The sequence below is a fragment of the Oleiphilus sp. HI0061 genome (genome assembly GCF_001635675.1).
Window position 1 is genome coordinate 1 of sequence record NZ_LWFE01001268.1, and the last position, 1,474, is coordinate 1,474.

Below are 1,474 nucleotides of genomic sequence, written 5' to 3' on the forward strand. Positions count from 1 at the left end.
TTTCTTCACGCCCCTCATCGAAGCCCACGACAGCCTCGAATAGCCATGTGTCAGAACGAAGACCACGCCACCCGAGCGCCTCACCGGCCCAGAAGAAAATATTATCACCTTTACGCCATTGCACCGCACCGGCAGGATCGACTTCTGCGCCAAATTCATCAGACCCTTCGTAGGCTGATTCGTATTCAACAGCCAGGCCAAGTCCGAAGGCCCAGCCATCATTGCCCCGCGTAAAGTCATCAATTGAAGGTAAGGGCACCATAGCTGTTTTTGTGTCCTGGGCTAATGCTGTTTGAAAGGAGAGTGTATATAAGCAAGTTGTCAAAAGCATGCCAGTAATTTTTTTCATTTAAATTCAACTTATAGAGTGAAGAACAATAAAGTACGTGAAGAATATATTATTGGATCACGCACAATTATTTTCGCTTGAAGGTTCGATTCTAGTGACTAAAAAAAGTGTTCTAATATCCCAAAAGCACTTTTAATAAACTCTATCAGACACTCATCTGGCCTTAATATAACTAAAGCGATAACTATGGTTGTGTACTCTTGGCGATAAATTTCAGTGTTTTCAACGGCATTCACTTCATCTCTTCTTCGTTAATGTCTCAAAGCTAAAATTGACTGTATTAACCTGATACAAATAAGGCTGAAGAGTGACAGAATATCGGATAGTTACTTCTAAAACGAATGTTTGCATCTTTCACTTTCCCAAAGGTACTGCTTTGGTGGCTTGTGGCCTAAATATTCAAGCTTTATGATCAAAGCCGAATGGCAACTTTGCGGACCTAATACGCCTTTGCCATGTTATTTGGTAATGTCACGCTCGGTATTTCAAACTGTAAGGTCGGGGTTGAGCCGATACAACTTATACGTCTAAGTCCTCATAACACGCAGGCATAAAGCGTGGCGTACACACAGCTAAAAACACCAAGTCACCCTCCCCGTCGTTATATATCTTCTGCCTAATGCCTTGCGGGATCAGTACTACATCCCCAGCGCTAACCTGCTGTTCCAGATCTCCAACATAAACCTTGCCTGAACCCTGCTGAATCACATAGCGCTCACTGACTTCTGTTAAGGCATGCCAGCGCGTTGTTTTACCCGGTTCAACTCTAGCTCGCGCAATCGAAAGTGCGGGATCATCGTCAGTATTTAACATCTCCAAGATATAGCAGCCCTCGTGAAAGTAATACTCTTCCCTTTCTGGCGTTCTATAGATACTCAAATTATTCCTCCATTCACCTTCATCTGTGTTATCAACAGGCTTTTCTTGTTAGTATTCGCGCCATATTTGTTCCCTTATTGAATACTGTAAAGAGACGCCAAAATGTCGTATATCATAGGCCAACGCTGGGTCAGCCAGACCGAACCCAAATTAGGATTAGGAATCATCAGCGAGTTTGAAAACCGCCGAGTGACGATCACATTTCCGGCAGCCGGGGAAACTCGCACCTACGCCAGCGTCAACGCG

General features: G+C 44.2%; 3 protein-coding genes. 1 reads left to right on the plus strand and 2 read right to left on the minus strand.

Annotated elements, in window-relative coordinates:
• Both A3735_RS19945 and A3735_RS19950 read right to left on the minus strand, forming a co-directional pair.
• A partial coding sequence (locus A3735_RS19945; protein WP_231882586.1) for a MipA/OmpV family protein occupies positions 1–349 on the minus strand: 349 nt, incomplete at its 3' end.
• 519 nt (positions 350–868) lie between these two features.
• Entirely contained in the window at positions 869–1,228 is a 360-nt protein-coding gene (locus A3735_RS19950) for a cupin domain-containing protein (RefSeq protein ID WP_197469628.1), read from the minus strand.
• Between the two features lie 102 nt (positions 1,229–1,330).
• Here A3735_RS19950 and A3735_RS32640 point away from each other — a divergent pair.
• A partial coding sequence (locus A3735_RS32640; protein ID WP_197485949.1) for a hypothetical protein occupies positions 1,331–1,474 on the plus strand: 144 nt, incomplete at its 3' end.